Annotated in this window: 7 protein-coding genes; 3 read left to right on the top strand and 4 right to left on the bottom strand. The window is 64.7% G+C overall.

The genetic code is table 11. The features are described 5' to 3' along the window. Nucleotides 1–1,369: PPE family protein (locus ACX9NE_RS19280; protein WP_459370747.1), on the bottom strand; the 1,369-nt coding region annotated here is incomplete at its 3' end. Nucleotides 1,370–1,703: 334 nt separating this feature from the next. Between ACX9NE_RS19280 and ACX9NE_RS19275 the strand changes: the two genes are divergently transcribed. Further along, nucleotides 1,704–2,264 carry a TetR/AcrR family transcriptional regulator gene (locus tag ACX9NE_RS19275; RefSeq protein WP_459362510.1) on the top strand — a complete coding sequence of 187 codons (561 nt, stop codon included), beginning with the start codon at nt 1,704–1,706 and terminating at the stop codon, nt 2,262–2,264. A 151-nt stretch (nt 2,265–2,415) separates the two neighbouring features. After that, nucleotides 2,416–2,973, top strand: coding sequence for a TetR/AcrR family transcriptional regulator (locus ACX9NE_RS19270; RefSeq protein ID WP_459362511.1), 558 nt, complete (start codon nt 2,416–2,418; stop codon nt 2,971–2,973). A gap of 5 nt (nt 2,974–2,978) precedes the next feature. Here the strand turns inward: ACX9NE_RS19270 and ACX9NE_RS19265 are convergent, their stop codons facing one another. Together ACX9NE_RS19265 and ACX9NE_RS19260 are read right to left on the bottom strand one after the other, a co-directional pair. Beyond that, the gene (locus ACX9NE_RS19265) at nt 2,979–3,788 is read right to left on the bottom strand and encodes a DAPG hydrolase family protein (protein ID WP_459362512.1); all 810 of its coding nucleotides are present in this window, start codon (nt 3,786–3,788) and stop codon (nt 2,979–2,981) included. Further along, nucleotides 3,788–5,128, bottom strand: coding sequence for an FAD-binding oxidoreductase (locus ACX9NE_RS19260; RefSeq protein WP_459362513.1), 1,341 nt, complete (start codon nt 5,126–5,128; stop codon nt 3,788–3,790). Before ACX9NE_RS19260 ends, ACX9NE_RS19265 begins: the two co-directional genes overlap by 1 nt. A gap of 66 nt (nt 5,129–5,194) precedes the next feature. On the opposite strand from ACX9NE_RS19260, the gene ACX9NE_RS19255 reads away from it, so the two are divergent. Further along, nucleotides 5,195–5,941 (top strand): IclR family transcriptional regulator, encoded by a 747-nt coding sequence (locus ACX9NE_RS19255; protein WP_459362514.1) that lies wholly within the window; start codon nt 5,195–5,197, stop codon nt 5,939–5,941. A 57-nt stretch (nt 5,942–5,998) separates the two neighbouring features. Here ACX9NE_RS19255 and ACX9NE_RS19250 read toward each other — a convergent pair whose 3' ends face one another. Further along, complete coding sequence (locus ACX9NE_RS19250; RefSeq protein WP_459362515.1) at nt 5,999–6,289, bottom strand: ANTAR domain-containing protein; 291 nt, start codon at nt 6,287–6,289, stop codon at nt 5,999–6,001. Nucleotides 6,290–6,326: the final 37 nt, after the last annotated feature.

Raw genomic sequence — 6,326 nt, 5'->3', positions numbered from 1 at the left:
GCGAGGGCACCGCGACGGAGGGCAGTTGGAAGGATGGAACCGAAATGCTCGGTATCTGAAGTGGCGGCAGGGTCAGATCGGGCGACGCAACGGTGAAGTGCAGGCTGCCCTGCCCGATGCCGGGGTAGAAGGCCCCGGTGTTCCACGAGCCGGTGTTGAGCAGGCCATTGTTACCAATCCCGCCGTTAAGGACACCGGTGTTGATATCGCCCGAATTAAACCACCCGGTATTCGAAGCACCCATATTGAATGAGCCCGTGTTCGACCAGCCCGGGTTGAAATTGCCGGTGTTCAAGCTTCCCGCGTTGAAGTTGCCGGTGTTGGCATCACCCGCATTGAAGCTACCGGTGTTGAAAGCACCCGTATTCAGGAATCCAGAATTGTAAACGCCCGGATTGCCGGCGCCGAAATTCCCGAGTCCAGAATTCAGGAAACCCATGTTTCCGCTGCCGGAGTTTCCGATGCCGATATTGCCGGTGCCCGAGTTGAACAAACCGACATTTCCGGTGCCCGAGTTGAACAGGCCGAAGTTGCCGGCACCCGAGTTAAGTAGGCCGATACCGACCTGACCGGTACCGGTGAGGCCGATACCGACGTTATTGCTGCCCGTATTCCCGAACCCGAAATTTCTGCTACCGGTGTTGCCGAAACCCGTGTTGTAGTCGCCGCGGTTGGAAAAACCGAAGTTTTCGCTGCCCAGGTTTCCGAAACCGACATTGCTTGCGCCGAGATTGCCGCTACCCAGGTTGACTCCGCCCAAGACGTTCTTTAGGCCGAGGTTCGGCGTCGCGGCGGCAGAAAGGGCCGACGGTGCGCCGGCAGCCAGTTGCCCGGGTAGGCCGGCCAGACCCCGCAGAGACTGGGTGAACGGCGTCAACGCCGACACCACGGCCGATGCCCCGGCGTGGTACGCGGCCATGGCCGAGACATCTTGGGCCCACATCGCCTCGTATGCCGCCTCCGTGGCGGCGATGGCCGGAGCGTTTTGCCCAAATAGATTCGACGTGATGAGGGATACTAGGTTTGCGCGGTTCGCCGCCACCACTATCGGCTGCACGATCGCCGATCGGACCGCTTCGAACTGTGCCACCATGGCGCTGGCCTGCGCGGCCGTCTGTTCGGCTTGGGCGGCCGCAGCTGACAGCCAACCCGCGTACGGGGCTGCCGCCGCCGCCATCGCCGCCGAGGACGGCCCTTGCCACGAGCCACCGACCAAACTCGCCGCCACCGCTTGGAAAGAGCTCGCCGCCGAGCCCAACTCTTCCGCCAGGCCGACCCAGGAAGTCGCCGTTGCGATCAACGGTTCGGCACCTGCTCCCGCAAGGATCCGCGCGGAGTTGATTTCCGGCGGCAATACCGAGAAGTTCATCGCCCGACCTTTCTGATGCGGCGTGACGCCGACGCCACGGATTGGCTTTCGCCGACCGCGTGCCGTCGCCGGTTTGGTGTTCTTGCCAAGCTGATCCAGCGCCGCCACGCATTTCTAACGCGTCGTCGCGCTCACCTTCGACAAGAGGTGCTGGAATCATTACGGCTGGAAAACTGCAGGTCAACGGCCTGGCGGTAAGTTGACACGGCTCGGGGAGGGACTAATTCGGGTTTGTCTCAGCGCGATATTGTGACCTGCGTCGATCGTGCGGAAAGGTGCTAACTTCGTCTCAACGTTAGAAATAGTTGCCGAGGAAGTAAGGACACCCAGACCAGTGCCTGCTGACGATTGGCTGGTGGGAGGCGAACGCCGCACCGCGGCGGCCGAACGCATTTACGACGCCGCGACCGAACTCATCGCCCACGATGGACTCAACGGACTCGACATCGACAAGCTCTCCATAAAGGTCCACTGCTCGCGCGCGACGATCTACCGCTATGTGGGCGGCAAGACCGAGATCCGCAACGCCGTCGTCCAGCGGACCGCGGAACGCATCGTCGAGTCCGTACGCTCGGCGGTCGCCACGCTCGGTGGCACAGAGCGGCTCGTCGAGTCGATCCTGTTGACCCTGCAACAGATCCGGTCCGACCCGCTGTGCCAGCTGATGATCAGCTCGATCCGCGGAGGCACCCGCCAGGTGGCCTGGCTCGCCGAGTCGCCGCTGACTGCCAAGTTCGCCACCGACCTGGCTGGCCTCACCGGCGGAGATCCTCAGGCCCCGAAGTGGGTGATTCGTGTCGTCCTGTCCCTGCTCTTCTGGCCGGCGCAAAATGATGAGGCCGAACGACATCTCGTGGAGACGTTCGTCGGGCCGGCCTATCAGGCCGCTCACTAACACTCGGAACCCCTCACGGGGAAGGGCCGGCCTCGGAGTTCACCCTTCGCCTCCTTACTTCAAGCGGCGGTGAGTGCGAAAGAAGAGGTGTTACGTTCGTCGCACGGCTGAAGCCACTCTTGCGGCTCGCTACGGAAATGAGACGTGACCAGTGCCTAGGGATGATTGGCTGGTGGGTGGCGATCGACGCGCGGCCGCCGTCGAACGCATCTACGAAGTTGCGATCGACCTGATGGCGCACAGCGGGATCAACGAACTCAACCTCGACGAGCTGGCCAGTCGAGTGCACTGTTCGCGCGCGACCATCTACCGCTATGTGGGGGGCAAGAGTCAGATTCGCGACGGTGTTGTTGCCAGGGTCGCGGCTCGCATCACCGCTTCCGTGCGCTCCCAAGTCGATTCGATCAGCGGAACGGAGCGAGTCAGCTGCGCCATACTGGCGACGGTCCGAGCAATCCGTTCGGAGCCACTTTGCCGGTTGATGATCGCCTCGGTCCGCGGCGGCACCCGCGAGGTCTCATGGCTCGCCCAGATGCCGCTCCTTACCGAGTTTGCAGCAGAACTCGCCGGGTTGCCGCGCGACGATCCCGCGCCCGCCGAGTGGGCCGTTCGGGTCGTACTGTCGCTCATGTACTGGCCGGCCGAAAGTGACGAGGTCGAACGCCAGCTGGTGGAGAAGTTCGTCGCGCCGGCTTACCAGCGCCATTAGGCGCCCTACTCGTTGCCGAAGCTGTCGTAGAGCTCGGGCAGGAAACCGGCCAGGTGGTTCATCTCCTGCGCGCAGTGCACCAGCAGGTTGCGTCCGCTGGTTTCGGCGTTGCCCAGGATGCGTGAGGCGATGGGGCGCACCGCCTTCGACGCGACTCCTGGCGCGTTGCGAACCGCTATGTGCGCTCCGCCCATCCAGAAGCGCGATCGCATCTCGGAACCGGCCTGCGTCGAGCGGATGTGATGGATGAACCAGCCGACGTCCACCGGCGCGTCGCCCGAGCCCAGCCGAGCACAGACCGCCACCGCGTCGGCGCTGTCGGCCGCTAGACCCATTTCCGTGGGCGCGACGAATTGTATTGCGCCACTGAGCATCGACGAACCGATGTACTCGTTGATCATCGACCAGCGGCCGATGTAGCGTTGCGCCCCCTGCCGGCCGGCGTCATCACCGTCCTTCCACGCGGCCGACAGGTGAGCTCGTGGGTGCCACAGCTTGTATCGGCGGCTGTCGCAGCCGTGCCAACCGAACCACCAGGACCACATCGCCGGTGTGACGCCGGGCATGTCGGTGCGCACCGACACCTGATAACTGCCGTCGTCGAGAACTCCGTAACCGTTCTCGGTCTGCTGGTAGCCGTCTTCTCCGACGCTGGCGGCATCGTCGAACGCCAACAGTGCCATGCCTCCTTGCGGCCCGTGCTGCAGCGCCTCCACCACATGTTGTGGCAGCGGCGCCATTTCGGGCTTGAAGAATTTGCCGAACGGGGTGTCCGCGTCGTCGCCTCGGTAGCCGAGGTAGAGGTCGCCGGTCATCAGATCCGTCCCATCCAGCTGTTGAACAGCCGGTCGGGGTCATAGGTGGTGCGGGCTCGGTCTAAACGGGCCATCGCCTCATCGGTGGCGAACCGGGCGGGGCGCTGGCCCAGATTCTCGTCGGCGAGCTGAATGCCGGTCGCGAGGTGGGACATCGCCGCCATACTGGATCGTGCCCAGTCGCCGTACTTCTCGTCGTCGGCGGGGTCTTTCCACGAGCCGTACAGCGCGAGGTAGATCTCGTCCTCCACGCTGTAGGCCATGTCCTGCCGGGCGGGCGACGGCCCCCAGTTCAGCCACAGGAAGTGCGACGGCGACGGTGGCAGGGTGTTCACGATGTTGCGGATGCCCGGCAGCAGTTCCTCCGCCGACGCCGATGTCCACATATTGTCGGCGGTATAGCGGTGATCGGCCAGGTAGTGCGTCATCACGACGTCGTACCAGGTAGGCAGATCCGTTGGCATATAGGGATTTTTGACGAGAGCGCGGTCGATGACCGGGCACGTCTCGAACACCGCCAGGGCCTGCTTGGCCTCGTCCTCGGTGTCGGCAAACGCCGGTGACGCCATCACGATGGCCGGAATGTCCAGCCCCATCTCGGGAACGCTGGCCGTCGCGATGATCTGCATCTCGACGCGACGGTCCACGTCCGCGCTGACGTTGCGCGCCCAGGTGTACACCTCGTCGGCGACCTCTAGGGGGTAGACATACACGCTGGTGCCACAGACCGCCGGGCGCGGATACAACTTCAGGTAGAAGGAGGTCACGACGCCGAAGAAGCCCGGCCCGGCGCCGCGCGCGGCCCAATAAAGCTCGGGATGATTGTCTGCGTCGCAGTGGACTTGCTCGCCGTCGGCGGTGATGACGTCGAGTGCGGTGACGCTCTCGCACGCCGGCCCGTAAACCCGGCTGTTCCAGCCGTACCCGCCCTGCAGGAGATAACCGCCCAGGCAGACGCCCTTGCAGTGGCCGCCGGGAAAGAACAGATTCTGTGCCTGCAGGTCGGCCATCAGCAGGCTGCCGCCCTTCCCCGGGCCGGCGACTGCCGTCATCGTGTCGGCATCGATCGACGCGTGGTCCAGACGGCTCACGTCCAGCAACACAGCGCCGTCGCGCAGATGGCTGGCCGCGAAGCTGTGCCCACCGGATTTGATGCTGACCTTATGGCCGTGGGCCTTCGCGTAAGCCAGCCCGGCTTTGATGTCGTCAGCATCGACGGCCTGCACGATCACTTCGGGATAGCGGTCGGGTACCCGCTGATGCCAGACGCTGTCGCGTCGCGCTGTTTCGTACCCGTCATCGCCACGGAAAAAGTGTCGCCCGGCAGGCAGCGCGCTCATCTGGAACTCCCTTGATCCCTATTTCGGTTCTTTATAGTCCGCGATGCGGCCCACTATAGTGGAAGCGTGGCCCGAACGGAACGGACTTCGCCAACGAATCGCGACGAAGGCATCCAGGTGCTGCGGCGCGCGGCGGCGGCACTGGACGAGATCGCCGCCGAGCCGGGGCAGCTGCGCCTGGTCGATCTGGGCGAGCGCCTGGGGTTGGCCAAGTCGACGGTTCGGCGGCTGCTCGTCGGCCTGGTCGAGGTGGGGTTGGTCAGTGTCGATTCGAATGGCCGCTTCTCCCTTGGCGATCGGCTGCTCGGCTTCGGCAGTGCCACCGGTGCGCACATCGCGGCGCTGTTCCGCCCGACCATCGAGCGGGTGGCCGCAGCCACCGACGGGGAGACCGTCGACCTGTCGGTGCTACGCGGCCAGCGGATGTGGTTCGTCGACCAGATCGAGTCGTCGCACCGCTTGCGTGCGGTTTCGGCGATCGGAGTCCGTTTCCCGCTCGCCGGCACGGCCAACGGCAAAGCGGCACTCGCGGCCCTCGACGAGGCCGACGCAAACGCCGCGTTATCCCGGATGTCGCCCGGGGTCGCTGCTGCACTGGGCCGCGAGATCGGCGAAATCCGCTCCACTGGAATAGCATTCGATCGTGACGAACACACACCGGGTATCTCGGCGGCCGCGATCGCGCGACGGTCGTTGGGCGACAACGTGATCGCGATCTCGGTGCCCACTCCGACGGAGCGATTCATGCAGAAGGAGGAGCAGATCGTCGCCGCATTGCGCGCCGCCGCCGAATCCCCCGTCTGGGCCCGTTGATCGGTAGCCACGGTACTTCCCCTTACCGCGGCCGCGCGGTCGGCGCCGGCGTTCCCGTCAGCGGGTCGATACGGCGGAATCGGTGAACAGTTCGCCCCATTCGCGCCGTGCAGCAGATTGGGCGTCGGTGAAACTGGGCGTCTCCTCCCCCTCCCCGGCCAGGTGGACCAGCGCCCAGGCCATCGCGTACACGGGGACCCGGTGCCGCTGTGCTGCGCCGTGCAACTCGTCGAAGGCCGTGCCGGAACGGCACCGCCGCAGGCCGATGAGAATGCCACGCGCGGTGTCGAGAATGCGGCTCGAGTTCGGATCACTCGAGTTATGGGTAGGAGCCCAGGTTGCCGTCATACCTTTCTACCTCCAACCGATACCTCCACCAGCGGAA

This window comes from Mycobacterium sp. ML4 (assembly GCF_054515735.1).
This window is presented reverse-complemented; position numbering and strand designations above follow the sequence as displayed.

Coding starts and splice junctions, on each gene's coding strand:
- ACX9NE_RS19265 (WP_459362512.1), bottom strand. CDS start 3,788: ATGACCGGCGACCTCTACCTCGGCTACCGAGGCGACGACGCGGACACC.
- ACX9NE_RS19260 (WP_459362513.1), bottom strand. CDS start 5,128: ATGAGCGCGCTGCCTGCCGGGCGACACTTTTTCCGTGGCGATGACGGG.
- ACX9NE_RS19250 (WP_459362515.1), bottom strand. CDS start 6,289: ATGACGGCAACCTGGGCTCCTACCCATAACTCGAGTGATCCGAACTCG.